This window comes from Streptomyces sp. NPDC090032, from assembly GCF_044748025.1.
Lineage (GTDB): Bacteria > Actinomycetota > Actinomycetes > Streptomycetales > Streptomycetaceae > Streptomyces.
Window position 1 is genome coordinate 70,292 of record NZ_JBIVFF010000005.1, and the last position, 24,726, is coordinate 95,017.

25 protein-coding genes and 1 pseudogene are annotated in these 24,726 nt (G+C 72.8%); 14 read left to right on the forward strand and 12 right to left on the reverse strand.

Going from position 1 to position 24,726, the window contains the following annotated elements:
* Positions 1–48: 48 nt before the first annotated feature.
* Genes murJ through ACIPWY_RS13110 form a run of 5 tightly spaced genes read right to left on the reverse strand, consistent with a single transcriptional unit; the run spans position 49 to position 7,069 of the window.
* Entirely contained in the window at positions 49–1,776 is a 1,728-nt protein-coding gene (gene murJ, locus ACIPWY_RS13090; protein ID WP_362901136.1) for a lipid II flippase MurJ, read from the reverse strand.
* Positions 1,773–3,152, reverse strand: a complete 1,380-nt coding sequence (locus ACIPWY_RS13095; RefSeq protein ID WP_401533139.1) for an O-antigen ligase family protein — start codon at positions 3,150–3,152, stop codon at positions 1,773–1,775. Before ACIPWY_RS13095 ends, murJ begins: the two co-directional genes overlap by 4 nt.
* A gap of 4 nt (positions 3,153–3,156) precedes the next feature.
* Complete coding sequence (locus tag ACIPWY_RS13100) at positions 3,157–4,761, reverse strand: sugar transferase (RefSeq protein ID WP_401533141.1); 1,605 nt, start codon at positions 4,759–4,761, stop codon at positions 3,157–3,159.
* On the reverse strand, positions 4,758–5,891 hold the full coding sequence (locus ACIPWY_RS13105; RefSeq protein ID WP_362901140.1) for a glycosyltransferase: 1,134 nt from the start codon (positions 5,889–5,891) through the stop codon (positions 4,758–4,760). Before ACIPWY_RS13105 ends, ACIPWY_RS13100 begins: the two co-directional genes overlap by 4 nt.
* A gap of 35 nt (positions 5,892–5,926) precedes the next feature.
* Complete coding sequence (locus tag ACIPWY_RS13110) at positions 5,927–7,069, reverse strand: DUF3344 domain-containing protein (RefSeq protein WP_401533144.1); 1,143 nt, start codon at positions 7,067–7,069, stop codon at positions 5,927–5,929.
* A gap of 298 nt (positions 7,070–7,367) precedes the next feature.
* On the opposite strand from ACIPWY_RS13110, the gene ACIPWY_RS13115 reads away from it, so the two are divergent.
* The 9 genes from ACIPWY_RS13115 (at position 7,368) to ACIPWY_RS13155 (ending at position 12,811) form a co-directional block, all read left to right on the forward strand.
* Complete coding sequence (locus ACIPWY_RS13115) at positions 7,368–7,607, forward strand: chaplin (RefSeq protein WP_362901144.1); 240 nt, start codon at positions 7,368–7,370, stop codon at positions 7,605–7,607.
* A 233-nt stretch (positions 7,608–7,840) separates the two neighbouring features.
* Complete coding sequence (locus ACIPWY_RS13120) at positions 7,841–8,509, forward strand: hypothetical protein (protein WP_362901146.1); 669 nt, start codon at positions 7,841–7,843, stop codon at positions 8,507–8,509.
* A gap of 267 nt (positions 8,510–8,776) precedes the next feature.
* A complete protein-coding gene (locus tag ACIPWY_RS13125) occupies positions 8,777–9,061 on the forward strand; it encodes a hypothetical protein (protein WP_362901478.1) in 285 nt (94 codons plus the stop codon).
* Positions 9,062–9,163: 102 nt separating this feature from the next.
* On the forward strand, positions 9,164–9,412 hold the full coding sequence (locus ACIPWY_RS13130; RefSeq protein ID WP_362901148.1) for a chaplin: 249 nt from the start codon (positions 9,164–9,166) through the stop codon (positions 9,410–9,412).
* Positions 9,413–9,606: 194 nt separating this feature from the next.
* Complete coding sequence (locus ACIPWY_RS13135) at positions 9,607–10,107, forward strand: DUF5949 family protein (RefSeq protein ID WP_362901150.1); 501 nt, start codon at positions 9,607–9,609, stop codon at positions 10,105–10,107.
* Between the two features lie 53 nt (positions 10,108–10,160).
* Positions 10,161–10,799: a vitamin K epoxide reductase family protein gene (locus ACIPWY_RS13140; RefSeq protein WP_401533476.1), complete on the forward strand. Its 639-nt coding sequence runs from the start codon at positions 10,161–10,163 to the stop codon at positions 10,797–10,799.
* Between the two features lie 116 nt (positions 10,800–10,915).
* Entirely contained in the window at positions 10,916–11,422 is a 507-nt protein-coding gene (locus ACIPWY_RS13145; protein WP_362901152.1) for a hypothetical protein, read from the forward strand.
* Positions 11,423–11,503: 81 nt separating this feature from the next.
* Positions 11,504–11,914 carry a tyrosinase family oxidase copper chaperone gene (locus tag ACIPWY_RS13150; protein ID WP_401533148.1) on the forward strand — a complete coding sequence of 137 codons (411 nt, stop codon included), beginning with the start codon at positions 11,504–11,506 and terminating at the stop codon, positions 11,912–11,914.
* 39 nt (positions 11,915–11,953) lie between these two features.
* On the forward strand, positions 11,954–12,811 hold the full coding sequence (locus tag ACIPWY_RS13155; protein WP_362901156.1) for a tyrosinase family protein: 858 nt from the start codon (positions 11,954–11,956) through the stop codon (positions 12,809–12,811).
* 89 nt (positions 12,812–12,900) lie between these two features.
* Here the strand turns inward: ACIPWY_RS13155 and ACIPWY_RS13160 are convergent, their stop codons facing one another.
* From ACIPWY_RS13160 to ACIPWY_RS13175, 4 genes and pseudogenes are all read right to left on the reverse strand, one after another.
* The gene (locus ACIPWY_RS13160; RefSeq protein WP_362901158.1) at positions 12,901–13,179 is read right to left on the reverse strand and encodes a chaplin; all 279 of its coding nucleotides are present in this window, start codon (positions 13,177–13,179) and stop codon (positions 12,901–12,903) included.
* A 344-nt stretch (positions 13,180–13,523) separates the two neighbouring features.
* Positions 13,524–13,748 (reverse strand): annotated as a pseudogene (locus ACIPWY_RS13165) (SpoIIE family protein phosphatase); the annotation flags it as partial.
* A 102-nt stretch (positions 13,749–13,850) separates the two neighbouring features.
* Entirely contained in the window at positions 13,851–14,459 is a 609-nt protein-coding gene (locus tag ACIPWY_RS13170; protein ID WP_362901160.1) for a phosphatase PAP2 family protein, read from the reverse strand.
* Positions 14,456–15,133, reverse strand: coding sequence for a DedA family protein (locus ACIPWY_RS13175; RefSeq protein ID WP_362901162.1), 678 nt, complete (start codon positions 15,131–15,133; stop codon positions 14,456–14,458). Before ACIPWY_RS13175 ends, ACIPWY_RS13170 begins: the two co-directional genes overlap by 4 nt.
* Positions 15,134–15,288: 155 nt before the next feature.
* Between ACIPWY_RS13175 and ACIPWY_RS13180 the strand changes: the two genes are divergently transcribed.
* Together ACIPWY_RS13180 and ACIPWY_RS13185 are read left to right on the forward strand one after the other, a co-directional pair.
* A complete protein-coding gene (locus ACIPWY_RS13180) occupies positions 15,289–15,756 on the forward strand; it encodes a BlaI/MecI/CopY family transcriptional regulator (RefSeq protein ID WP_362901164.1) in 468 nt (155 codons plus the stop codon).
* A complete protein-coding gene (locus tag ACIPWY_RS13185) occupies positions 15,753–16,691 on the forward strand; it encodes a M56 family metallopeptidase (RefSeq protein WP_401533152.1) in 939 nt (312 codons plus the stop codon). The genes ACIPWY_RS13180 and ACIPWY_RS13185 overlap by 4 nt, the downstream gene beginning before the upstream one ends.
* Before the next feature lie 40 nt (positions 16,692–16,731).
* On the opposite strand, the gene ACIPWY_RS13190 is transcribed toward ACIPWY_RS13185, so the two are convergent.
* Positions 16,732–18,087 carry a M64 family metallopeptidase gene (locus ACIPWY_RS13190; RefSeq protein WP_401533154.1) on the reverse strand — a complete coding sequence of 452 codons (1,356 nt, stop codon included), beginning with the start codon at positions 18,085–18,087 and terminating at the stop codon, positions 16,732–16,734.
* Between the two features lie 178 nt (positions 18,088–18,265).
* On the opposite strand from ACIPWY_RS13190, the gene ACIPWY_RS13195 reads away from it, so the two are divergent.
* The 3 genes from ACIPWY_RS13195 (at position 18,266) to ACIPWY_RS13205 (ending at position 22,630) form a co-directional block, all read left to right on the forward strand.
* Positions 18,266–19,714 carry a helix-turn-helix domain-containing protein gene (locus ACIPWY_RS13195; RefSeq protein WP_401533156.1) on the forward strand — a complete coding sequence of 483 codons (1,449 nt, stop codon included), beginning with the start codon at positions 18,266–18,268 and terminating at the stop codon, positions 19,712–19,714.
* A 120-nt stretch (positions 19,715–19,834) separates the two neighbouring features.
* Positions 19,835–21,649 carry a prolyl oligopeptidase family serine peptidase gene (locus tag ACIPWY_RS13200; protein WP_393699504.1) on the forward strand — a complete coding sequence of 605 codons (1,815 nt, stop codon included), beginning with the start codon at positions 19,835–19,837 and terminating at the stop codon, positions 21,647–21,649.
* 108 nt (positions 21,650–21,757) lie between these two features.
* Positions 21,758–22,630: an SURF1 family protein gene (locus ACIPWY_RS13205; RefSeq protein WP_393699502.1), complete on the forward strand. Its 873-nt coding sequence runs from the start codon at positions 21,758–21,760 to the stop codon at positions 22,628–22,630.
* 97 nt (positions 22,631–22,727) lie between these two features.
* Here ACIPWY_RS13205 and ACIPWY_RS13210 read toward each other — a convergent pair whose 3' ends face one another.
* Both ACIPWY_RS13210 and ACIPWY_RS13215 read right to left on the reverse strand, forming a co-directional pair.
* Positions 22,728–23,843, reverse strand: a complete 1,116-nt coding sequence (locus ACIPWY_RS13210; RefSeq protein ID WP_393699500.1) for a hypothetical protein — start codon at positions 23,841–23,843, stop codon at positions 22,728–22,730.
* Between the two features lie 65 nt (positions 23,844–23,908).
* Positions 23,909–24,577, reverse strand: coding sequence for a SigE family RNA polymerase sigma factor (locus tag ACIPWY_RS13215; protein WP_362901178.1), 669 nt, complete (start codon positions 24,575–24,577; stop codon positions 23,909–23,911).
* Positions 24,578–24,726: the final 149 nt, after the last annotated feature.

Sequence of the window (24,726 nt, forward strand, 5' to 3'; positions counted from 1 at the left end):
GGAACGGCTCGTGTCCCGGTGCGTCCTGCGTCATCGGTGCGTCCTGTATCAACGGGCATGCCGGAGCTTTCTGGTCGCGGAGCGGACAACGGGAACGAGGGGCGCGAGGGACTCGGCCCTCAGCGCCCACAGGAGGACGACGAACACGGCCGTCACGGCGAGACACCCGGCCCCGCCCGCCGCGAGCGGGGACGCGAAGGAGGACGCGGCCATCAGTCCCGCCACGGTCGCGCCCGCGGCGGCGAGCAGCGGCTTGCCCAGCTCGGCCAGGACCTTGGAGATGTCGACCGGCACGCTGCGCCGGTCCATCGCGGCGAGGAGGAGTACGGCGGTGAGGGTGATCCCGAAGGCGTTGGCGCCCGCGATGCCGCGTACGCCCCACAGGTCGACCGTCCAGGAGCCCACGCCCGCGGTGGCGGCCATACCCACGGCCATCGCGCCCACCGGGTACCAGGTGGGGCGGCCCGACGAGAAGTACGAGCGGACCAGGGCGCCCACCATGGAGTGGCCGAGGAGGCCGAGGGCGTACACGCGCATGACGGAGGCCGTGGCGGCGGTGTCGGCGGCGGTGAACGCGCCGCGCTGGAACAGGACGTGGATGATCTGCGGGGCGCAGGCGAAGATCGCGGCGGCGCCGACGAGGACCACGCAGGCGGCGAGGCCGAGGTCGCGCTCGATGCGGGCGCGGGCCGCCGCGACGTCGCCGCGCGCCATGGCCTGCGCCACCACCGGGAACGTGACGGTGCACAGCATCAGGGAGAACGACATCGGCAGTTGGGCGACCTTCTGCGCGTAGTTCAGGTGCGAGATGGAGCCCGCGGCGAGCGACGAGGCGAGGAAGCGCTCGATGAACACCTGCGACTGCTTGCACAGGGCGAAGGCCAGGACGGCGGCGATGAGCCCGAGGTGCATGGACCGCCGCCCCTTGGCCGCGACCTCGCCTCCGGGCCTGTCACCGGGCTCGTCACCGGGCTTGTCCCCGGGTTCGTCCCCAGCCTCATCCCTGGCCTCGCCCCCGAGCTTCTCGGCGGCTTTCGCTGCTCGCAACTGCCTTTGAAACGCAGGCAGTTGGACCGCCACCATCAGGCAGCCGCCCACGGCCACACCCATCGCGGCCGACCGCACACCCCAGCGCGTCCCGCCCACGAGCATCGTCGCGATGATGCCGGTGTTGTACGCGACGTAGATCGCGGCCGGCGGCAGATAGCAGCCGTGGGCCCGCAGCGCCGCGCTGCAGTACCCGGTCAGGCCGAAGGTCAGGACGCAGGTGGCCGTCAACCGGGTGCAGTCGACGGCGAGTCGGGGGTCGGGAAGGCCGGGCGCCAGGACGTGGACCAGGAAGGGCGCGCCCGCGATGAGCAGCGCGGCCGCGGCCAGGAACGCGAGACCGAAGCGGGGCAGCGACGACGAGACGAGGGACCGTACGGGGTCCCTTCCCCTGGCCTGTGCGCGGCGGGCGAGGGCCGCGCTGAACGCGGGCACGAGCACGAACGCGAGCCCGTCCTCGATGAGGAGCGTGGCGGCGAACTCCGGGACCGTCCACGCGACCAGGAACGCGTCGGTCTCGCTGCCCGCGCCGAAGAGGCGGGCGAGGGACTGGTCGCGGCCGAGACCGAGGATCGACCCGACGGCCGAAAGGACGGCCGTGAGCAGGGCGGCGCGCGCGAGGCGGCGGTCGGACGCTCCGGGGGATTCGGTGGCGCCCGGCCCGGCCCGGAGCTGGGCGGGCAGGCTCGCGGCCGTACGGGTGTCGCCGTCCGCGGTGGGGATGGTCACGGCGTCGCCGCCTCCTTCAGGAGCGCCTGCGGCGCCAGGCCCCACCACGCGACGAGGCCGATGACGAGGGCGGTCAGCACGGTCGACGGGCCGCCGATGTCGGCGTACACGAAGTCCACGAGCTGCCAGCCGAGCAGCCCGCACGCGACGAGGCCGCAGTCCAGGCCGGGCCGGTCGCCCGCGCCGCGGCCGAGGCGGCGCAGGCCGAGCAGCAGCAGCGCGGCCCAGCCGCCCGCGAGGGTGACCAGGCCGATCAGGCCCTGCTCACTGAGGACGAGCAGGTACATGTTGTGCGGGGACAGCAGTGGCTGCCGCTTGAACGCGGCGCCCGCGCCCGCCGTGTCACTGCCCGAGGAGAGCGCGAGCGAGGCGTGGCTGTCGCGGTGGACGGGGAACTCCTTGAGGCCGACGCCCGCCGCCGGGTGCTCGCTCCACATGTCGACCGCCGCGGCCCACATCGTGTACCGGTCGGTGACGGACTGGTCGGGGGCGTCGGCGACCTGCGTGATGCTGCTCATGCGCTCCTGGAGCAGCTGCGTCCCGACGCCGAAGCCGCCCACCAGGACGACGGCTGCCGCGGCGGCCACGGCGAACAGGCGGACGGCACGCCGCACCCCGGCGAGCAGCACCTGCGCGACGCACGCCACGACGGTCGCGATCCACGCGCCCCGGCTGAAGGAGAGGGCGAGCGGCAGGAGCAGCGCGAGCGCGCACAGCAGGGCGGGCGTGCGCCGGGCCGCGGTGCGGGCGCCGAGGGCCAGGCCGACGGCGGCCACGAGCCCGTACGACACCACCGTCGCCATTCCCATGACGTCCGTGGGGCCGAAGGTGCCGACGGCGCGGATGTCCTCGCCCATGTACGAGGCGCCGGTCCCGGTCAGGTACTGGTGGATGCCGATGCCGCCCTGCCACAGCGCCAGCACCACGAACGACCGGGCGATGAGCCGGAAGTCGCGGCGGTCGCGGACCAGGACCAGGACGGACACGGGGACGAGGACGAAGATCTGGCAGTAGCGGACCATGCCGACGAGCGCGTCCGTCGGCGAGCCGGCACCCGTCGCGGCGACGGCGATCCCGACGACGGGCATCCCGAGGAGGATCGCGGCGGTACGCGTCAGGGGGCGCTCGGCGCGCCTCACGGTGACGGCCACGCACACGGCGACGACCAGGCCGGAGACCGCGTCGGCGAGGCTGCCGCCCCCCGATCCCGCCGAGCCGGGCGTCAGGGGCAGGCCGAGCACAGCGACCGTCAGGACGACGGGGAGCACCGGCGCGTACCGGCCGAGGGCGGCGACGAGCGCGGCGGCCGGAGCGGGCCGCGCTCCGGCGGGCCCTGGCGTCGTGCGCGGACCGGCGTCCGCGGGACAGACAGTCACCGGGTCAACTCCCCGTGGGGCGTACGAGCGCGGCCGCGGTGCGCACCAGGATGCTGATGTCCTGCCACAGCGACCAGCTGTCGATGTACGCGTTGTCGAAGCGGGCGCGGTCCTCGATGGAGGTGTCGCCGCGCAGGCCATGGATCTGGGCGAGGCCGGTGATGCCGGTCGGCATGCGGTGCCGCTCGGCGTATCCGGGGTAGGCCTGGCTGAACTGCATGACGAAATAGGGGCGTTCGGGTCGCGGGCCGACGAGGCTCATGTCGCCGCGGAACACGTTCCACAACTGGAGCAGCTCGTCCAGCGAGGTACGCCGCAGAAACCGGCAGAACCACGCCATCCGCTTCTCGTCCGCGACACTCCACCGGGTGGCCGACTCCATCGCGTCGCTCGGGCGGTGCGTGCGGAACTTCAGCAGCGTGAAGGGCTTCCCGTCCTTCCCGACGCGCTCCTGCCGGAAGACGACGCCGGGCCCTTCCGCGAGGCGCAGCCACACGGCGCACACCAGCAGGACCGGGCTGGTCAGGACGAGAAGCGTGCCGGAGACGACGAGGTCGAGGGCACGCTTGCCGGCACTGCCGCGGCGGAGGGCGGGCTGCCGTGGCCGGTAGCGGAACCCGGCGAGGTGCCGGGCCGCGTCACCGGACCGGGCGGGGTACGCGGCCGGGGACGGGGACGGGTCGAACTCCCAGACCCGGCAGCCGTATTCGCCCAGCACCGCCAGCGAGGCCGCCCGGTCGGACGCCGGGCCCGCCGAGTTCGCCGAACCGTCGAGCAGCAGTGCCCGCCGCACCCCGTTCTGGATGATCGCGCGACGCACGTCGTCGGCCGCACCGAGGACGGGGAGGACGGGAAGAGCGGGAACAGCGGGAACAGCCGGAAGAACCGGAAGGTCCGTCCCGGCGTGGTCGGGCGGGTGCTCGGGCTCGTTGTCCGACAGATCCGTCCGGTCGGTCCGGTCGGTCCAGTCGGTCCGGTCGGTCCGGTCCGTCACGTCCGCCAGGATGCCGACCGGGCGGATGCCCGACCGGGGGTGGCGCAGCAGGGCGGCGGCGACCTGCCGGGCGACGGTCTCGGGGCCGATGAGGAGCGTCGGGCAGGGGCGGCGCGCGGCGGCCTCGCGGCGCCGCCAGTAGACGAGGCCGCGGCCCGCGCCCGCGAGGAGGCAGTGCAGGCCGGTGCCCGCCACGAGCAGGGCGGCCGGCACCGGGTCGAGCTGCGGGAACCCGGCGAGACCGGCCGCCAGGACGCACCAGGTCACCACGATGCGGCAGCCGATCGCGGGCCAGTCGTCGAGCAGGAGACGGGGCGCGTCACCGCGGTAGAGGCCCGCGCGCGCGTTCGCCGCCGCGACCCCGACGGCCAGCGCGATCACGAGCAGGGGGTGGCGCTGGACCGGCGCGATCATGAGGGTGCTCAGCACGGCGGCCGTACCGTCCGCCGCCAGGAGCGACGCACGGGAGGGGTGCCGCTCGGCCGGGCGCGCGCCGGCCGGGGACCGGCGGCCGCCCACCTCGGCGCGTGGCGGGATGACCGAGGGGGTGAGGGTGCTCGGCGCAGTGGCGCGTGGCTGCCCCGCGGGGGAGGCAACGGTACGTTCCGCGGTCACGTGTTGATGGGCTCCCTGCACTCGGTGGGCTCCGCGCCCAGTAGTTCGCGGTACACGTCTGCGACCGCGTCGGCGGTGCGCCGCACGTCGTGGTGGGTGCGCGCGTGCCGGAGGGCGAGACCGCCGAGCGCGCCGAGCCGGTGCGGGTCACGCAGCAGAGCGGTCAGGGCGCGGGCGAGCGCGCCGGGGTCGTCCGGCGGGACGAGGCAGTCGGACGGGATGCCGGCGGGCAGGCTCTCGCGGGCGCCGTCCACGTCGGTGACGACGACGGGCCGCCCGCAGGCCATCGCCTCCAGCGGCGCGAGCGCCATGCCCTCCCAGCGGGACGGCAGCACCACGAGGTCGGCCTGCCGGTACCAGGGCAGGGGGTCGTCGGCCCCCACGAACCGCACGGAGGCGGTGGCCTGCCGGCGCAGCGCCGCCGCGTCGGGCCCGTCCCCGACCAGCACGAGCCGCGCCCGCGGGAACCTCTCCTGTACGAGGGGCCAGGCGCGCACCAGGACGTCCTGGCCCTTCTGGCGGCAGATGCGCCCGACGCAGACCACCAGTGGATCGGCGGTGGCCTCGCGCGGTTCGGGGGCGGGCACGAAGCGGGTGAGGTCCACGCCGTTGGGGATGACGTCCCAGCGCGCGGTGATCCCGGCACGCTCGCCCGTCGCGCGCTCCGCCTCGCTGACGCACACGACCCGCGAGGCCCAGCGCGCGCCCCGGCGCTCCCACTCGAGGGCGAGCCGGGCGGTGGCGCCGTCGACCGCCTCGAAGGACCAGGCGTGCGGCTGGAACACGGTGGGGACCCGGCCGCGGACGGCGAGGCGGGCGACGAGCCCGGCCTTGGCGCTGTGCGCGTGGACGAGGGCCGGCCGCACCTGGGCCACGAGCCGTGCCAGGCCGCGTACTTCGCGTGCGATGCCGGGTCCGGGGGAGCGGGTCGCCTCCCAGGGCAGGACGTCGCAGCCGATGCGGCGCAGCGACCCGGCGAGGGGCCCGTCGGGCGGACAGGCCACGCTGATCCGCATACCGGCCGTGAGCTGAGCCTCCGTCAGATCACGGACGACGCGGGCCACTCCGCCGTCGACGGGCTGGGTGACGTGCAGGACACGCGGTCGAGGGGGTGTCGCTGTCAGTTGCATGCGCGTTTCCCTAGGTCATGGAGGAGGGAAACGCGCTACGGCTTGGCGTCGACCGCTGCGAAGAGCACGCCGATCCAGGCCGTGTCCCGCCGCGATGTCATCCGCAGGTCGAGCCCCGGCCCCCGCTGCCCGGTGCCTCGGCCGAGCGCGAAGACGTCCGAGTCGTAGCCGAGGGTGTTGGCGTACGCGGGGACTCTTCGCGGCTGCGCGCGTCCCGGTTCACTGATGCTCGAATTGAGCACGTCGTCGGCCGGGTTGGCCGCGTTCCCGAGCGGGACGGGCCGGACCCGGAGCGCCGAGGAGACACTCAGCGCGTCGCCCGTGACGCCCCGGTCGCCGTTGTACGCGACCATGCCGACGCGTCCGGCGGCCCCGGCGGCGACGCGCAGCCCGGCCAGGTGGACGGTGTGGGCGCGGTGCCGCGCGTCGAAGGAGTCGAACCCGTCCCACAGCGCGATCCGCCGCAGCGGCTCCGACGCCTTCTCGTACGCGACGACCAGCGTCCAGCCGCCCCAGGCCCCCGCCGCCGAACGCCCCTTCGCCACATTGAGCTGCCCGACGGTGTACGACCCGCGGCCGGAGGCACGCACGAGCCGGGTGACATCGGCGGACGCCTGGTAGGCATCGACGCCGCCCCCGACACGGTGCCCGACCAGGGTGTCCGCGAGCACCGCCTTGTACTTCCCACCGGATTCGCGCAACAGGACACGGTCGCTGCCCTTGGCCGACTTCCGCTCCCCCACTCGGAGGTTGCCGCCCCAGTAGAGCCGCGCGTACGTGACCCTCGCGCCGGCGGGCAGCCGCACCTCCGCGCTGCTGGAGTTGTATGTGTTCGGGTCGCGGTCGACGTCCGTGTAGATCATGTCGAAGTCACCGTTGGCCGCCGCCTTGCCCGAACGGGCCGCGAGGCACGACACCTTGGCCGCGGTGGCCGCCGGCCGGCAGCTGATCGCCGCGTTGGCCGCCCGGACCACTCCCCCGTGCTGAAGCGCCCGGTAGCGCTGGGTGAAAGCGATGGTCCCCGCCTCACGGGCCTCACGGGCGTGCGGCGCGGCGGCGGCGCCACCGGTCGCGGAAACAGCGGAAACAGCGGAAACAGCGGAAAGCACCGAAACAGCGGAAAGGGAAATGACGCCCACCGCCGTGCGGCGCATGAGCGAGCCCAGGTGATGACGCATGACCGATTCCCTTTCAGGGACAAAGAGCTTCTGAATCACGGAATGAGGATGCGAAAGTCACATTGGATGGGAAACACTTCTGCGCCCCGCCTCGCCGGGCTGGGAGGTGAGTCACTGTAGCGACAGATGAGCATTTATCGGTGAAACCCGGCATGTGTGTCGGAATGGTGAAAGAGGTGAAGTCTGCGCCACGCAGTCACCCGATCGGGGGCGCAACCCCGCACGGGTGGCGCGCGTTGATCCACGAGCCGGGCGACTGCCCCGGAGACGCATCAACCGACCGAGGAGCACTTCCCCCATGTCGCGTACCGCGAAGGCCTTTGTCTTTTCCACCGTTGCCGCCGCCGCTCTGGCCGGCACCGCCGGCGTCGCCGCCGCCGACAGTGGCGCGCAGGGTGCCGCCGCCCACTCCCCCGGCGTGATCTCGGGCAACGCCGTCCAGGTCCCTGTCCACGTCCCCGTGAACCTCTGCGGCAACACGGTCGACGTGATCGGTCTGCTGAACCCGGCGTTCGGCAACCACTGCGCCAACAACTGATCCGGTCCCCCGGACACTTCCGCGGCCGCCCCTTTCGGGGCGGCCGTTCCTGCGTTCGTTGCGCCGTATGGGGGGAGGGGCCCACAGACCCCCCGAACGGCCGCCTCACCTGGCACGACACGCCGAGAGGCAAGGGTGATCGCGCGCGACGTGTCGCCGCTCGGTTGCGCAGCGCGACCAGCCATCCCACGGTGGTCACAAGATCGGACACACACCACCGAAAGGGAACAAACATGCCCCATCAGCCCGTACGGCGCATTGCTACCACCGCTCTTTGCGCGACGATCATCCTCGGCACAGCAGCCCCCGCGATAGCCGCCGAAAGCGACCCGGGAAGCTCCAGCAGCGTCGAGGCACTGCGCGCACCGGTTCCCGGAGCGGATGCGCTGCTGGGCCAGGTCAGCTCGCTCGGCGGCATGAGTTCCGTCATCACGCCGGTCACGGACCTGCTCACCGAGGTCCTCAAGGCCGATGACGGAAAGCTGTCCGCCGAGGCGGCACAGAAGCACGCGGACGCGATCAAGGCGGCCATCGACGCCGCCAAGGCCACCGCCCCCGCAACCACCACGACGCCGAAGTCGGCCACCCCCGACGACGCGAAGGCGAAGAAGGACGTGAAGGGCGACGCCCTGACCGCGCTCCAGACCGCCGTCGACGCGCTGCTCAAGGCGTCCACGGCCGGTGACGTCGCGGGCGTGGCCACGGCGGCCACGGGCGTGATCACCGCCCTGGTGAACCTGCTCGCGGCCACGCTGCTCGGCACCGGCCTTCCCGCGCCGACACTGCCCGGCCTGCCCACACTCCCCTCGCTCCCCGCCCTCCCGTCGGCGGCGACACTCCCGTCCACCTCCACGCTCCCGCAGACGCCGGCGCTCCCCAAGGCTCCCGCCCTGCGCAGCTGACGGGGCGCGCCCATGGCGAAACGGGCGCCCCCGCCCACCCGCCGCGCCGGTCTTCCACCGGCGCGGCGGGCTTTTCATGTCCCGGCCGTGCCTGATCGGGCGCCCTGCGCCGACAATTCACCTCTTCCCAAATCTCATATGAGAACTTCACGGCCCTTCATTCGAGTGGGTTCGGCAAATCCCCTGACCTCAGAGTTTCTGTTGCCTGGGACGCTCGTTGGATATTCCGTCGCTGGTGACAGATCGTCACCCCGAGGAAGGAACATGATGAAGCCCCTGAAGGCCGCCGCCGTCGTCGCCGGATCCATGGTCATCGCCGGTGCGGCCGCACCCGCGTTCGCCTCCGACCTCACGCCGACGAGCCTCAACGGCGCGATCGAGACCCTGAGCCACCAGTCGGTGCTCGACGCCCAGCCGCTGCACACCAACATGCTGGACACGGAGCAGGGCGGTTCGGTCCTCAACACGGTGCAGGACACGGCGGACAACGTGAACGACGCCGGTGCCGGCGCCCCGGCCGGACTCCTCGGCGGCCTTCCCCTCGGCAAGTAGCCGGCCGCGCGGGTGTGTTCCTGCCACCCGCCGCACAAACAGGTTCATAAGCTGCGTAAACCTGCGAAAACCTGTATCCACCCCCGTTGGGAAGGTTTATCAATGAACACTGCCAAGAAGGCTGCTCTGGTCATGGCCGTCGCCGGTCTCGCTGCGGGCGCCGCTTCGGGCAGCGCCTTCGCCCACGGCGGCGGCGCCGACGCGCACGGTGCGGCGGTCGGCTCCCCCGGCGTCGGTTCGGGCAACGTCGTCCAGGTACCCATCGACGTTCCGGTCAACGTCGTGGGCAACACCGTCAACGGCATCGCCGGTCTCAACCCGGCCTTCGGCAACGCCGGCCAGAACGGCTGACGAACCGCTTCGCGTACCCCTTCACGCGAAGCGGCCCACAGCCCGACAAGAGGCTGGTCCCACCGCCCCGAGCGGCCCCGGACCGGCCTCTCGGTCTGTCCGGCGCTGCCCCGGTTCTCGTTCGGGTGGGGGCCGTTCCCCCAAGCGGGTGAAAGGTCGAGGGGGCGCCCGGCGAGCGTGGCTACGCTGCCGTGGTGACTTCAACGCCGACTGAGAACCGCGCCTTCCGCCCCATCGACCTGGGCACTCTCGCCGTCATCGCGTGGAGCGGCGAACACCCGGACGAAGCAGGGGACATGGCCTTCCTGCTGGCCTACTCCCTGGGGGACGGCGCCGGCGGGCAGGAGGGATCGACCGCGGCGGTACGGGCCCTGCTGGAGGACAACCGCCTGCCGGTCGGCAAGGTGGTGGACGCCACGGGCAATCCCAGCTTCCCCGTCTCGCTGCTCGTCGAGGCCGGCCAGGCCGTCGTCAACATGCCGTACCTCAACGCCCAGTGCGTCGCACCCCCCGAGTGGCTCACCGCAGCGGCCGAACGCGGTTACGCGTACTTCGTGTTCACCACCCGCCCCTGGACCACGGCGGTGCCCGGCAGCCCGGTCGACGAGGAGGATCTCGCCTCCTTCGCGGGCGACGAGGCAACGCTGACCGGCGCGGCCCACTGCCTGCTCCCCGTACGCAAGCTGCGCGTCTGACGAGAGGGAAGTGGCCCATGGGAACCACGAACACCGAGGGACGCCCGGCCCGGATGCCGCGGCAGCCCGGCCCAACTCGTCAAAGCAGCCTGTCTGTTGAGGAGGCGCGCACCGCTCCGGAGTCCCGTTCCCTGGGTTTCGCGCTGCTTCTGGTGATCACCGGTGCGGCGGGGCTGCTCGCGGCCTGGGTCATCACGATCGACAAGTTCAAGCTGCTGGAGGACCCGAACTTCACTCCGGGCTGCAGCCTCAACCCGGTGGTGTCCTGCGGGAACATCATGAAGAGCGAGCAGGCGTCGGCGTTCGGGTTCCCGAACCCGATGCTCGGGCTCGCGGCGTACGCCGTGGTGATCTGCGCCGGGATGAGTCTGCTGGGGCGGGCGAGGTTCCCGCGCTGGTACTGGCTGACGTTCGACGCCGGCACGCTGTTCGGGGTCGGGTTCTGCACGTGGCTGCAGTTCCAGTCGCTGTACCGGATCAACTCGCTGTGCCTGTGGTGCTGTCTGGCGTGGGTCGCCACGATCGTCATGTTCTGGTACGTGACCTCGTTCAACGTGCGTAACGGGTTCCTTCCCGCGCCGCCTTGGCTGCGGTCGTTCTTCGGCGAGTTCACCTGGGTCCTGCCCGTGCTGCACGTCGGGATCATCGGGATGCTGATCCTGACCCGCTGGTGGGACTTCTGGACCAGCTGATACGCCCATCGGCCGATTGCGCCGAGTGGGGGAAGTTTGCGCTGATGCCTCCAGCCGGGTCGTTACTGCTTTCGCGGTGACAGGTACCGCGAAGCCCGAAAGGATCCGTGTCCGATATGAAGTCAACTGCCCGAGGGACGCTCGCTGTACTGGCCGGCTGCCTCGCCGCCGCGGGCGCGGGCGCCGCTCCCGCCGCCGCGGGCGAGCAGGTCCCCGTAGCCGTTCCGCTGACCGGTGTGGAGAACGCTCTGCACGTGAAGGCGCCCGAGCTGTCGACCGGAGTGCCGATCCCGGTGCCGGGCGGGCCCGACGCCCCGCGGTTCGTCGCCGGGCGGATGCTTCCCGAGCCGCTGCTGCCGGCGGTTCCGCTCAGCAGCGAGCTGCCGGACTCGCGCATCGAGGCGCCGCTGTCCCAGGCGACGGGGGACCACAAAGTCGATCACCTGACCGTGGCCACCGAGGGCTCCGACGTACGGACGGCCACCCCGGGGGCGTCCGTGAACCCGCCGCTCACCGGCCCGCTGGCCGATCGGTTCGGGCTCCCGGACGTGGCGCTGCCCGAGGCCGCGCTCGTCACGCCGCTCCTGACGACGGCCCCGGGAGCGGCGCTCGACCTCGCGTGACCCGCACGCAGTCCGGAAGAGGAGACGCCAGTGGAAGCCGGTACCCCGCCTGTCGGCCACGGTCCCGCCCGCCGAGGGCTCATGACGCGCCGGACCGCGGTGCGGCGGCTGATCGGGGTCGCGCTCGCCGCCGCCGTGGTGCCGGCCGCCGCCCTCGTCGGCCGGGCCTTCCGCGAGCCGCACGACGATATGCGGGACGCGTCCGGCGAGGACTTCGAGGAGACCTACCGTGGCCGCCACATCCGCGGAACGCGCGGACAGGTCTCGATGATGAGCGCCCACCTCGGGCGGAAGTCGGGGCGGAAGTCGGGGCAGCGGTCCGGGCGCTGGGACGTCACGGTCGACGGCCGGCCGCTGCATCTGATGCGCCGCGCCGACGGCAGTTTTCTGAGCATGGTCGACCACTACCAGTCGTATCCCACCCCCTTGGCCGCGACCAGGGGGGCCGTGGACGAGCTCGGTGACCAGATGTTGCGCCGGCCCGCGCGCTGAACGCCGCGGCACAGCCAAAGACGAAGGAGAGGGCCGGCGTTGGTCTACACGCGACAGAACCAGAGGGCGCTCACGGCGGCGCAGAAGAAGCGGTTCGTGTCCGCGCTGCTCGCGGTCAAACGCAGCGGACAGTACGACGAATTCGTGCGCACGCACGTGGAGTTCTACGTCGGTGACGGGGACGGCGGGCAGCGGGTCGCGCACATGGCGCCGACCTTTCTGCCCTGGCACCGCCAGTTCCTGCTCGAATTCGAGCGGGCGCTGCAGCGGGTGGACCCCGGGGTCTCCGTCCCCTACTGGGACTGGACGGTTGACCGCTCCCCGACGTCGTCGCTGTGGGGCGAGGGGTTCCTCGGCGGGAACGGCCGCCGCTCCGACCGGCGCGTGATGACGGGGCCGTTCGCCTACGGGAGCGGGCACTGGCACATCAAGGAAGGCGTGACGGAGGGCGAGTACCTGACGCGGGACTTCGGCCGCCCCCGAGATCCGGTCGAGCTGCCCACCAAGGACGAACTGGCCTGGGCGATGGACGATCCGCTGTACGACTCCGCGCCGTGGAACTCGACGACGTCGCGCGGGTTCCGCAACAAGGTCGAGGGCTGGACGTCGGGGGTGGGAAACGGCAAGTTCCGTAACCACAACCGGGTGCACCGGTGGGTCGGCGGGCACATGCTCGGCGCGGACGCCGTGAACGATCCGGTTTTCTGGCTCAACCACGCGTTCGTCGATCTGCTCTGGTCGCGCTGGCACCGGAAATACCCTGACTCGGCTCCCTATTTGCCGGCCGGAGGGACGATGGGGGCGGGGCCTGTCGTGACTCTTGACGAGCCGATGCCGCCCTGGAAAGTGAAGCCGAGTTCGATGATCGAGCACGGGCATTTGTATCGGTACGCATAATCCGCGTCACCACATCCGCGTCACCACATCCGCGTCACTCATGAGAAAAGGCCCCCCGCGCATCCGCGCCGGGGGCCATTGCCGGGGTGTCAGCCGCCGTAGCCGCCGGTGTCGCCCCCACCGTTGCCGTCGCCGTTGGCGCAGGCGTTGCCGAAGGTCGGGTTCAGCAGAGCGATGACGTTCACGGTGTTGCCGCAGACGTTGACCGGGACGTGGACCGGGACCTGGACGGCGTTGCCCGAGACGACGCCGGGCGAGCCGGCAGCCTCACCCTGGGCGCCGGCGTCGGCCATGGCCAGGCCGGCACCGCTGATCACCACGGCGCCGGTGCCGAGCGCGACAGCGGCGGCCTTCGCGATGCGAGACATCACGTTCTCCCTTTTGCTGGACGGATACGGCCGCAAGATCGCGTCCGCATACCCGGTTCAACGGACTCACCCCGCCCAGGTAACGGCCTTAACGGCATCCATCCGACGGACCCCGATTTATGGGGATTCAGACGGAATAAGGCAGCCGAGTTCTGTTGCGCACGACTGCCTGCGCCGAAAATCATCGGTAATTCGTGGCGCGAATTACCAGGGGGCGGAGGGCACGAATGGTGGCGCGGCGCCGGACGGCTCTTCGTGGCGGTGGCGCAGGCCTCAAGGACCCCGACCCTGAAGCCGCCCTCAAGACGCTGCGCGCCGACCTGGTCCACCATGCGGCGGGCCCCGACCGTGTACGGCTCGGGCCCCTCCACGCCGTGCACGCCGAGGCCGAGCGGCAGCGCGTACTGCGGCGGGCGCGGGAAGTGGGCCGAGCCGTCGGGGCGTACGAGCATGGGGGCCGGGTGCCCGAAGTTCAGGAACGTCACCTCCCGGCCGCCGCCCCTGACCTCGGCGAGCAGCGCGGCAACGAACTTCTCGCCGTGCAGGTCGCGGTCGACGGCGCGCTTCAGGTCGCCGGGGAGTAATTTCCCAGGCAGCGGCATCAGCGGGGCGGCGTCCACCGGTCCACGGGCATGGGGCGCCGCCCTGTCGTCGTCACCGGCGCCGCCCCGTCAGTGCGTCGACACCAGGGGCCGGAGGCGGGTCGTTCTCAGGCGGTCCACCAGCGGGGTGGCCCGGGTCGCGAGCGGGGTGAGCAGGAGGGCCAGGGTGGCGCCGACGGCCAGGCCGACCGCCACGTCGTGCGGGTAGTGCGCGCCGATCCACACCCGCGAGGTCCCCATGAGGACCGCCGCCGGGACCGCGATCAGGCCGATGCGGCGGTCGGCGAGCAGCAGGGTGACGGCCGCCGCGGCGGCGATCACCGCGTGGTTGCTGGGGAACGACCAGTCCCCGAGCGCCGGGCAGGCCTCCACCGTGACCGTGTGGAGCGTGCGGCACGGGCGCTGTTCGTCGACGACCGACTTGAGTACCGAGTTCAAGGCGTAGGCGACCACGACGACGACCGGGGACGCGAGGACCCGGGCCATCCGGACGCCGCCCTCGCCTCTCGCACGCCACCAGGCCGCGATCATCAGTACGGCGAAGAGCGCGAGCCCGTAGTCCGACCAGGCGGACACGATGGCGTTCACCGTGTGCGGAGTGCTGTGCGCCAGGCCGGTCACCCAGGTGTAGAGACCGCCGTCCACGGACGCGCCGCTGAACGCGAGAGGTGCGGTCATGGCGTGCCCTCCTCCGCTGCGCGGCGCTCACGTGACCGGGAGCGGGAGCGCAGCACCTCCAGGGCCAGCGGGACCAGGGAGACGATGACGACGAGGGCGACGATCGGCAGGAGGTACCGGTCGACGTTCGGCACGGAGGAGCCGAGTGCGTAGCCCGCGAGGACCAGGCCGACCGTCCAGACGAGGCCGCCGGCGACCTGCCACACCGTGAAGACCCGCGCCGGCACCCCGAGCGCTCCGGCCAGCGGGTTGAGGACCGTACGGACGACGGGGACGAAGCGGGCCAGGACGATCGCCTTCGCGTGTCCGTACCGCTCCAGGAGCTCCTCCGCGCGGGCCGCCCCCTCGTGCAGCCGCTTGGCTCTGCTGCGGGCGAGGAGCGCGCGGCCGCCGCGCCGGCCGATCCAGTACCCCGCCTGCGCCCCGGTCAGCGCGCCCACGACGGCGGCGGCCAGGATCTGCGGCAGGGAGAGGTGGACGGGCCCGTGCGAGCCTCCCGCGCAGAGCAGGCCGGCCGTGAAGAGCAGCGAGTCGCCCGGCAGGAAGAACCCGACGAGCAGTCCGGTCTCCGCGAACAGGACGACGGCCACTCCGAGGGCGCCGAAGGCGGACAGGAGCGAACCGGCGTCCAGCACGTTCACCGCTTGCGCGGCGGCCAGGGGGTCTACGGCCATGGGGGGCCGCTCCTCTCAGTCGTCTCATAATGGGCTGAGCCAGTCGTCGCACAATGGGCTGGGCGGCGCCCGCAGGTGGGCGCGCCGAGCATGCGACTACAGTCGTGTAGACGGTCTACGCAACTGTAGACGAAGAAGAGCGGAGGATCGTTCCCATGCACGAGGAGCAGGAACGGCGTCCCGCGGGCGAGCTCGAGGCGAGCGTCCTCGCCGCGCTCTGGGCCGCCGAGACGCCGCTCACCCCCGGCGAGGTGCAGCGGGCGCTCGCCGACGGCCTGGCCCGCACCACCGTGACCACGATCCTGACCCGCCTCCACGCCAAGGGGACGGTCACCCGCGACCGGGCGGGTCGCGGCTACGCGTACCGGCCCGCACAGGACTCGCACGGGCTCACGGCCCGCCGTATGCACGCCGAGCTCGACAAGGACGAGGACCGCGGCACGGTCCTGGCCCGCTTCGTCTCCGAGCTGAGCTCCGAGGACGAGCAGATGCTGCGCACGCTGCTCGACGGCGGCGGCGAGGGCGCTGCCGACGCCGGTACGGAAGACGGCGGAGGCACGGGAGACAGCGGGGCCACCGGAGACCGCGAAGGCACCGGAGACCGCGGGGGTACCGGCCGATGATCTTCGCCGTCTGGATCCCGCTTCTCATGCCGCTGCTCGCCGTGCCCGCGGCGCGGCGCGCCGCCGAGTGGCTGCCGCCCCGCGCGGCGGCCTGGGCGCTGGCGGGCTTCTCCGTCGTCCTCGCCGGGTCCAGTACGGCCGCGCTCGGCCTGCTCGCGTCGGCCGGGGCGCTGCGGCTGCCTCTCGTGGCCGCCTTCGCGCATCTCTCGCCACCGCTCCTCGGCGACGGCTCCCCGGTGCTCGTGCCCGCGTCGGTCCTCGCCGTGCTCGCGCTCGCGGCGGGCGCGTTCGCGCTGGTCCGTACGGGGCTGCGGCAGCGGCGCGAGATGCGGGCGGCCCGCGCCGGGTCCGCCACCGCCGGCGAACTCTCCGTCCGGCCGGACGAACTCCCTTACGCCTACGCCCTTCCGGGGCGCCCCGGCCGGATCGTCGTGACGACGGGGATGCTGCGGTCCCTCGACGCGCGCGAGCGCGAGGTGCTCTTCGCGCACGAGCGCGCGCACCTGGCGGGCCGCCACCATCTGTTCCTCGCGGCGGCCGAACTGGCCGTCACCCTGCACCCGATGCTGCGCGGTCTGCGCGAACCGCTCGCCTACGCGCTGGAGCGCTGGGCCGACGAGTCCGCCGCCGCCGCGACGGGCGACCGGGCACTCACCGCGCGCGCGATCGGCCGGGCCGCCCTCGCCGCGGCCCGCGTCCCGGGGGCCGGGTCACGGCCCCGTACGGCGCTCGCCGTCACAGCGGGTCCGGTGCCGCGCCGCGTCTCGGCCCTGCTGACCACGAGCCCCGCGGCGGCCCGGCCGCGCAGGGCGCTGCGCCGCGCGCTGGCCGGCGCGCTGCTGGTGTGCGCGGCGCTCTCGGCCGGCGCGGTGGCCGACGCGGCCCACGACCTGCACGCGGGCGTGGAGGTCGCCCAGGGAGAGACCGGCCGCTGACTGGACCCGGTCCCCGCGCGCGGGGACCGTCACTTGCCCGTCACTTGCCCGTCTTCACCGTCCAGCTGACGCTGTTGGACGCCGCCCGGATCGCCGCCGGGTCCCGCAGCGACGCGCTGTTGTCGACGGCGGTCGCGGTGACGGTGTGCGTGCCCCTGCCCGCGCCCAGCGCCTTGCCGGTGACGGACCGCTCGGCGGCGGCGCGGCGTACCTCGACCCCGTCCACGGACCAGTGCACGCGCACGTCGGACAGGCCCTTGGCGAGCGGCGCCAGGTCCACGCGGATGTGGTCCTGGGGGCGCAGGGTGCGCGTGGTGGGGGTGCGGGCCGTGAGCACGTCGGCGTCGCGGTAGAAGCCGGCGATCATCGCCTCGCGGCCGACGAGGTTGAACTGTTCGGTGTCCAGGGCCCGCATGATCGAGTTCTCGGTGGGGCGGTAGATCCCGTACTCGTAGTAGCCGCCGCCCTCGTACGTGCCCACGGTCCCGCCCGCCGGGTCGCTCTCGCCGAGCCAGCGGTACCACTTGGTCTTGGCGCCGGACATGCCGTCCGCCGTCAGGATGCTGGTGTTGGGCTCGACGGGCTCGGCGCCGGGGTACCTGCCGTAGCCGTCGTACTGGTACTCGTCGGCCAGCAGGCCTATGGAGTGGCCCAGTTCATGGGCGCCGATCAGGTACGAGCGGTCGTTGTCGGAGGACATCGTGGCGATGCCGGTGTGCCCGGCCGTCGACTGGACGCCGCTGTAACCGGCGCCGCCGTACTTCGTGGCGTTCGAGACGACGAAGACGATGTCGGAGTCCGGGGCCTGCTGCGCGTACGAGTCGACCTTCTTCTCGTCGATGCACAGCAGCCGCTCGACGTCGTCGCAGAAGAAGTAACTACTGAGCGCGGTGTCCTTGACGACGTCCTGGGTGGGGTCTCCGGAGACACCCGATTCGTTCGAGACCGCGTTGACGAGCCAGAAGTTGAAGAGGCCCTTGTAGCTCTTGTACGGCTCGATCGCGAAGATCGAGGCGAGCTTGGACTCGGCGTCCTGCTTGAAGTCCTCCTGCTGGTCCGCCGTGTAGCCGTCGCCCATGATCACGAGGTCGAGGCGGCCCTCGGAGGGGCCCGTCTTCTGCAGCGGGGTGACCTCGCCGTCCTGCGCGGACGTCGCGGGCGCGCCCTTCTCCTTGCGGATCTTCGCCGGTACGGCGGCGGGGACACGGACGTGCCGGCCCTCTCCGTGGGAGTCGGCGAAGTACTCGACCGTACGTGTCCCGGCGTCGGGCCCGCCGGCGGGCTCGGCGGCGTCGGCGTGACCGGCGAGGCCCGCGCCACCGAGGGCGGCGGCCGCGAGTACGCCGGCGAGGAGCGCGGCGGGCAGGGGACGGCGCGGGGACTTGGGTATCGGCACGAGGACCTCGGGTACTCAAGTAGGAGACATAAGTGCTGGGTTAATCAGACTTAATTGGTCGATCAACCTAGGGGGTGGCGTGACGGCTGACAAGGGGTGAGACTCAAGTGCCCCGCGAAGAGCGACAGTTGCGGGCGCGGAACCACGGAGCGGGACAGGAAGGGCGGCGCGCCGCACGATGACGCACGACAGCACCCCGGAAGCGGGCGGCCCCGTACCGGACGGGGAACCCGGCCTCGTACCGGACGTCGATCCGGCCGGCGAGCCCATCGGCCGCCGCGTCCTCCGCCTGCGCACGGAACGCGGCCTGACACAGCGTCAAGTCGCCGAACCCGCCTACACGCCCGCCTACATCTCCACCCTGGAAGCGGGCCGCGTCCGCCCGTCCGAGTCCGCCCTGCGGCACGTCGCGGAGCGGCTCGGCGTGACCTACGAGGAGCTCGCGACGGGGCAGCCCGCCCACCTCGCCACCCGGCTGCGCCTGCGCCTCACCGAGGCCCAGCGCGGGCTCACCACGGGCGCCGCCGAGGAGGCCGCCGTCCTCTACGAGGAGCTGCGGGCCGAGGCCGAGCGGCACGGCCTCGGAGCCGAACAGGCCGCCGCCGAACTCGGCCTCGGCGAGTGTTCCCTGGAGACCGGTGAACTCCCCGACGCCCACCGGCACTTCGAAGCCGCCGAGGCGCTGCTCGTCGCGGCCGGCGCGCCGCTGCCCCAGCGCGCCCCCGCCGTACGCGCGCGTGCCGTCGCGCACTACCTCTCCGGAGAGCTGCGGTACGCCTGCTACCTCCTGGAGTCCGCGCTCGACGAGCTGAACACCAGTGGCCTGCACGACCCGGACGCCCTGCTGCTGCTCTACACGGCGACCATCGCCCCGTACATGGACATGGGGGCCCACGCGCGCGCGGCGCAGGCCGCCGAGCTCGCGCTGTCCCTCGCCCCGCAGGCCGGGGACCCCGTGCTCGTCGCCAAGATGCACCGCTCGGTGGCCCGTACGCTCCTCGCCGAGGGCCGCGCCGCGGAGGCCGACGCCTCCCTGAGCAAGGCCGCCGAGCTGTACCAGCGGCTCCAGATCCGCACCGAACTCGCGCACTGCCACTGGATGCGCGGCTATGTGCACGCCCAGGACGGCCGGCTTGCCGACGCGGAGCGGGAGTTGAGGACCGCGCGCGACATGCTGTCGGCCAAGCGGGCGGCGCTCTACACCACGCAGGTCGAGGTCGAGCTCGCCGACGTGCTGCGCCGCAGGGGCAGCAGCGACGAGGCGGCCGCGCTGCTGCGGGCCCTGCTCGGCGACCTGAATCCGGAGCGCGGCGCCGTCCACGCGGCGGGCGCGCACCGGCTGCTCGGCATCATCGCGGAGGAGTCGGTGGCCGAGGGCGCGTCCGACGACACGGCCGCCACGGCGGCGGCCGAGGCCGCGGAGGAGCACTACGTCACCGCGCTGAGCCTGCTCGAACGGGCGGGCGCGGCGGGCGACCTGGCCGACCTGTGCCGCCTCCTCGGCGACCTCTACCGCCGTACGGGCCGTATCGACGCCGCCCTCGACACGTACCGCACGGGCCTCGGGCACCGCGCCGCACCCGGCACCACCACCCTCGGCCCGGCCCCCGCCGAGCCGCCCGTGTGACCGGGAAGGCACCCACAGGCAGGAGTCACCCACAGGCCGGAGTTGTCCACAAACTGGGGTTATCCACAGGCTGGGGAGCCTCGTCGGCGGATTGTCGGCCGGTGGAGGCACTATGGGGCCATGACTGAGAGCAACGGGGCCCCTCGGGGGGCGGGCGGCGGATCCATGCCGGACTGGGAGAAGCGCTTCCGCGCGCCGCGGGTGTCCCTGCCCGACTGGGCCGAGGACGCGCCGGACCGATCCCTGTTCGTGTCGAACGCGACGGGGACGTACGAGCTGTACGCGTGGGACCGGGCGACGGGCGAGCAGCGCAGAGCGACGGACCGGCCGAACGGGACGACGGACGGCGTCCTGTCCCCCGACGGCGAGTGGATCTGGTGGTTCAGCGACAAGGACGGGGACGAGTTCGGGGTGTGGCTGCGCCAGCCCTTCGGCGGGGGCGACGACGTCCCCGCGGTGGACGGGCTCGAAGCCTCGTATCCGGCGGGACTGGCCATCGGGAGAGACGGCTCGACGGCGGTCGTGGGCCGCTCCACGGACGAGGACGGCACGACGATCCATGTCGTCCGCGGCGGCGGCGCGCCCGAGGAGATCTACCGGCACCGCGAGTCGGCCGGCGTCGGCGACCTCTCGCACGACGGCACCCTCATCGCCATCGAGCACACGGAGCACGGGGACGCCATGCACTCGGCGCTGCGTGTGGTGCGGCCCGACGGGACGACGGTCGCCGAGCTCGACGACACCAAGGGCGGCACGCTGGAGCTGGGCCTGGAGGTCCTCGGCTTCGCTCCGGTCGACGGGGACACCCGGCTCCTCGTCGGGCACCAGCGGCGCGGACGCTGGGAGCCGATGGTGTGGGACGTGGCGTCGGGCGAGGAGACCGACCTCTCGCTCGGCCTGCCCGGTGACGTCTCGGCCGAGTGGTATCCGGACGGCTCCGCCCTCCTGGTCGCGCACAGCTTCGAGGCCCGCAGCGACCTGTGGCGTTACGAGTTCGGCTCGGGCGCGCCGACCCGCGTCGAGACCCCGCCTGGCACGGTGTCGGGGGCGACGGCGCGGCCCGACGGCAGCGTGGAGTACCTGTGGTCCTCGGCGGCCGAGCCGTCGGTCGTCCGGTCCACGTCGGGCGGCGTGGTCCTCGATCCGCCCGGCCTCAAGGCGCCGGTTTCCGTGCCGGTGGAGGACGTGTGGGTCGAGGGGCCCGGCGGCCGCATCCACGCCCTCGTACAGAAGCCGGCGGGGACGACGGGGCCGCTGCCCACGGTGTTCGAGGTGCACGGGGGGCCGACCTGGCACGACAGCGACTCGTTCGCGGCCGGCCCCGCGGCCTGGGTGGACCACGGGTACGCGGTGGTCCGGGTCAACTACCGGGGCTCGACCGGATACGGGCGCGAGTGGACGGACGCGCTCAAGCACCGCGTCGGCCTCATCGAGCTGGAGGACGTCTCGGCGGTCCGCGAGTGGGCCGTGTCGTCCGGGCTCGCCGACCCGGACCGGCTCGTCCTCGCGGGCGGCTCGTGGGGCGGATACCTCACGCTCCTCGGCGTCGGCACCCAGCCGGACGTCTGGGCGGTGGGCCTCGCCGCCGTGCCCGTCGCGGACTACGTCACGGCGTACCACGACGAGATGGAGGCCCTCAAGGCGCTGGACCGCACGCTGTTCGGCGGCACCCCGGAAGAGGTCCCCGACCGCTTCACCGCGTCGTCCCCGCTGACGTACGTGGACGAGGTGAAGGCCCCGGTCTACGTCTCGGCGGGGGTCAACGACCCGCGGTGCCCGATCCGCCAGATCGACAACTATGTGGACCGGCTCGCGGCCCGCGGCGCGACGCACGAGGTGTACCGGTACGACGCGGGGCACGGTTCGCTCGTCGTGGAGGAGCGGATCAAGCAGGTGCGGCTGGAGCTGGACTTCGCGGCGCGGCATCTGAGCTGACGGACGGCGACGTCCCGCACGGGGAGCCCGGCCGCGGGCAGCCCGGCCGCGGGGACCCGGGCCACCCCGCGACCCGGGTCCCCGCGCGGGAGCCGTACCGTGGGGAGGGTGTACCGGTTCCTCCTGACCCCCCGGTGGTGGGGGATCAACGTGTTCGTCGCGCTCGCCATCCCCTTCTGCGTCTTCATGGGCTCCTGGCAGCTCGGCCGCTTCGAGGACCGGGTGCAGGGCCACAAGGACGCCTCGGCGCAGTCGACGGCGAACGAGAAGGCCACGCCCCGGCCGCTCGGCTCCCTGCTGCCCGTGGACCAGAAGACGTCCGGCAAGCGGGCCACCGCGACCGGGCACTACGGCAAGCAGCTTCTCGTCCCCGACCGTGAACTCGACGGCAGGACCGGCTTCTACGTGGTGACGCTGCTGCGCACGGACGGGGGCGACGGCAGGGCGCTGCCCGTCGTACGTGGCTGGGTGCCCGGCGCGGCGAGCGCCGCGAAGGCTCCCGCCGCTCCCCAGGGTGAGGTCACCGTCACCGGTGCGCTCCAGGCCTCCGAGAGCCCCGGCTCGGGCGGGGCGTCCGCCGCGGGGGGCCTGCCGGCCGGGCAGCTCGGCGCGATCAGCGCGGCGTCCCTGGTGAACCTCGTCCCGTACGACGTCTACGACGCGTGGGTCACGCTCGACAAGGCGGACTCCGGGATGACGGCGGTGCCGGCCACGGCTCCGCAGGGCAGCGGACTCGACCTGAAGGCGTTCCAGAACCTGGGCTACACCGGCGAGTGGTTCGTCTTCGCGGGCTTCGTGGTCTTCATGTGGTTCCGCCTGCTGCGCCGCGAGGCGGAGTTCGCGCGGGACGCGTCGCTGGGACTCACGGAGTCGGACGCACCCGGCGCTGCGCCCGACGCCGAGAGCGCGCCGGACACGTCGGCCGCAGCGAGCACACAGGACTCGCCCGAGTCTGCGAGCGCCGAGGCGGCCCGCGGCTAGGGGGTGTCCGTCACCCCGATCACCCCTGTCGCCCAACCCCGTCCCTGGACGTCGCCCCGCCCCAGGACGTCACGTCGCCCCAGGACGTCACGTCGCCCTAGGACGCCGGCAAGATCCCCGTGCGATACACCGTTCCCGCGCACGCGTTGGGGATGGTCGTGCTGGAGGACGGTGTGCCCGGTTCCGCTGTGTGGGAGACCGCGACGCTGCCGTCGGCCGTGGGGCCCTCCGCCACCAGCTGCGTGGACAGGCCGCTGTCTTCCGGGTTCGAGCCCGTGGCGTCACCCGTGGTGCCACCGGACGGGGTCGGGCTGGGCGACGGGTCGCCACCGCCTCCCGTGGTCGGGCAGCTCGCGGCCGGGACCCAGGCGAAGCGGACCTCGTAGGACATCCCCGGTTCGAGGATCAGCTGGCTGGGCTCCGTCGACGGGTCGGGCAGTCCGGTCGCGGCGTCGCCCGCCGTGTGGTCGACGACGTTGACCTTGGCCGGGTCGGCCGCGCCCTGGGCGGCGACGGAGACGGCACCGGGGGCGTCGACCGAGCAGTTCGCCTGGGAGACGTTCGTGACGCGGAAGGAGCCGTAGACCTTGCCGCCCGCGTCGGCCGCGCCGACGTTCGCCGAGGCGCCGCCGAGGTCGGTCGCCGCGCAGACCGGCGAGCTCGCGGCCGCCGTGCTCGCGGGATCAGGGCCGCCGGTGGCACCACCCCCCGCACCCTTGCCCTTGTCGCCGGGCTTGTCCTTCTTGCCACCCTTGTCCTTGGACTTGGACTGGCCCGAAGGGCTCCCCGTGCCGCTCTCACCACCGGCGGGGCCCTTCCCGGAGCCCGTGCCGCCGTGCGTCGCCTCGCTGTTTCCGGCGATGGACGGCCGGTCGCTCGACCCGCTCTGGCCCGTCACATGGACGAGCGCGGGGATCGCCGTGCCGATGAACAGGGCCGCGGCCGCCATGCCGACGACCGCCTGCCGCTTGCGGGCCCGCCGGGCGGGCACGGCGCGGCGCAGATGCTCCAGCGTCCCGCTCTTCGGCTCGATCTCCTCCACGGCCTCGTGCAACAGGCGCCGCAGCGCCAGCTCGTCACCGCCGAGGGAGTCCAGCGGGTCGGGAGAGTCCGGGCCGCCGAAGGGGTCCGGGCCGCCCGCGGAGTCCGGGCGGCCGAAGGGGTCCTCGGGACCGCGGGAAAGGCCGTCGTCCTGGCCGGGGCCGTGATTCACAGTTCCATCCCCGGATCCCACACGCCTGTTCTGCTCATCACGTTCGTTGCGGTGCTTGTCGCTGCTCATGCGGGGGCCTCCATGGCGACGCGGAGCGCCGCTATGCCCCGGGATCCGTACGCCTTCACGGAACCGAGGGAGATGCCGAGCGCCTCCGCCACCTGCGCCTCGGTCATGTCCGCGAAGTAGCGCAGGACGAGGACCTCGCGCTGGCGGCGCTGCAGTCCGCGCAGCGCCTTCTTCAGTTCGTCACGCTCGAGGAGGTCGTACGCGCCCTCCTCCGCGCTCGCCATGTCGGGCATCGGCTTCGTCAGAAGCTTCAGGCCGAGGATGCGGCGGCGCAGGGCGGAGCGCGAGAGGTTCACGACCGTCTGCCGCAGATACGCGAGCGTCTTCTCGGGTTCGCGCACTCTCTTGCGCGCGGAGTGGACCCTGATGAACGCCTCCTGCACGACGTCCTCACAGGAGGCCGTGTCGTCCAGGAGCAGGGCCGCGAGACCGAGGAGCGACCGGTAGTGGGCGCGGTAGGTCTCGGTGAGATGGTCGACCGTGGTGCCTGCTGCCATCGTCTCCTCAGCGCCTTCGCGCTGAGCGGGTATGCGGGCAGGCCGCGCTGCTGGCATGGGGGCGATCACCGGCATGCCGCCGGACGAACCGGACATCCGGGGACGCCGGGGCGGGCGAAGGGCTGCGCCCCGCGCCTGAACCGCTGTGAAATCGAGTACCTCTGCCACGCCTGTTGGACACGCTTCCCCCCGTCAGGGTTGTACGCGACAGGCGTCCTGTTTTCGGCAGGCATCATCCATGACGCTGCGTCAAGTGCCCTCATGCGTACCTGCTCTTCCCCTATGCCCCAGTTTTCGCTGGCGCCCCTAGGCCCTGC

Excerpts from the sequence above, each read along its gene's own strand:
- ACIPWY_RS13105 (WP_362901140.1), bottom strand. The coding sequence starts at position 5,891 with ATGCAACTGACAGCGACACCCCCTCGACCGCGTGTCCTGCACGTCACC.
- ACIPWY_RS13110 (WP_401533144.1), bottom strand. The coding sequence starts at position 7,069 with ATGCGTCATCACCTGGGCTCGCTCATGCGCCGCACGGCGGTGGGCGTC.
- ACIPWY_RS13115 (WP_362901144.1), top strand. The coding sequence starts at position 7,368 with ATGTCGCGTACCGCGAAGGCCTTTGTCTTTTCCACCGTTGCCGCCGCC.
- ACIPWY_RS13120 (WP_362901146.1), top strand. The coding sequence starts at position 7,841 with ATGCCCCATCAGCCCGTACGGCGCATTGCTACCACCGCTCTTTGCGCG.
- ACIPWY_RS13125 (WP_362901478.1), top strand. The coding sequence starts at position 8,777 with ATGAAGCCCCTGAAGGCCGCCGCCGTCGTCGCCGGATCCATGGTCATC.
- ACIPWY_RS13130 (WP_362901148.1), top strand. The coding sequence starts at position 9,164 with ATGAACACTGCCAAGAAGGCTGCTCTGGTCATGGCCGTCGCCGGTCTC.
- ACIPWY_RS13140 (WP_401533476.1), top strand. The coding sequence starts at position 10,161 with ATGCCGCGGCAGCCCGGCCCAACTCGTCAAAGCAGCCTGTCTGTTGAG.
- ACIPWY_RS13145 (WP_362901152.1), top strand. The coding sequence starts at position 10,916 with ATGAAGTCAACTGCCCGAGGGACGCTCGCTGTACTGGCCGGCTGCCTC.
- ACIPWY_RS13150 (WP_401533148.1), top strand. The coding sequence starts at position 11,504 with ATGACGCGCCGGACCGCGGTGCGGCGGCTGATCGGGGTCGCGCTCGCC.
- ACIPWY_RS13160 (WP_362901158.1), bottom strand. The coding sequence starts at position 13,179 with ATGTCTCGCATCGCGAAGGCCGCCGCTGTCGCGCTCGGCACCGGCGCC.
- ACIPWY_RS13170 (WP_362901160.1), bottom strand. The coding sequence starts at position 14,459 with ATGACCGCACCTCTCGCGTTCAGCGGCGCGTCCGTGGACGGCGGTCTC.
- ACIPWY_RS13175 (WP_362901162.1), bottom strand. The coding sequence starts at position 15,133 with ATGGCCGTAGACCCCCTGGCCGCCGCGCAAGCGGTGAACGTGCTGGAC.
- ACIPWY_RS13180 (WP_362901164.1), top strand. The coding sequence starts at position 15,289 with ATGCACGAGGAGCAGGAACGGCGTCCCGCGGGCGAGCTCGAGGCGAGC.
- ACIPWY_RS13185 (WP_401533152.1), top strand. The coding sequence starts at position 15,753 with ATGATCTTCGCCGTCTGGATCCCGCTTCTCATGCCGCTGCTCGCCGTG.
- ACIPWY_RS13195 (WP_401533156.1), top strand. The coding sequence starts at position 18,266 with ATGACGCACGACAGCACCCCGGAAGCGGGCGGCCCCGTACCGGACGGG.
- ACIPWY_RS13200 (WP_393699504.1), top strand. The coding sequence starts at position 19,835 with ATGACTGAGAGCAACGGGGCCCCTCGGGGGGCGGGCGGCGGATCCATG.